Origin of the sequence: Paenibacillus vulneris, from assembly GCF_039543185.1 — a bacterium.
Classification (GTDB): Bacteria; Bacillota; Bacilli; order Paenibacillales; family NBRC-103111; genus Paenibacillus_S; species Paenibacillus_S vulneris.
Genome location: NZ_BAABJG010000053.1, coordinates 1 through 334 on the forward strand (window position 1 = coordinate 1; position 334 = coordinate 334).

General features: G+C 51.8%; 1 rRNA gene (cut by a window edge). It reads left to right on the plus strand.

Annotated elements, in window-relative coordinates:
- Positions 1-334: ribosomal RNA gene (locus ABEA66_RS32740) — 23S ribosomal RNA — on the plus strand; its annotated part runs 213 nt beyond the window's last position; the annotation flags it as partial.

A 334-nucleotide genomic window follows, 5' to 3' on the forward strand; every position in this document is an offset into this window, starting at 1 on the left:
GGGCTAAACACGCCACCGAAGCTATGGCTCGCGTCGCCTTCATTGCATCTTTGAGGTTTCCGTTTAGACACGGGACATTCGCCAGATTCTACTTTTAAGTAGATTCAAGGAATCTGGCTAAATGCACCCAGGGCTAAACGCGCAGCTTCGAGGCTGGAATGAAGGTGACGCAGGGTAGGGGAGCGTTGTATGCAGGTTGAAGGTGTACCGTAAGGAGTGCTGGACAGCATACAAGTGAGAATGCCGGTATGAGTAACGAAAAGACAAGTGAGAATCTTGTCCGCCGAAAGCCTAAGGGTTCCTGAGGAAGGCTCGTCCACTCAGGGTAAGTCGG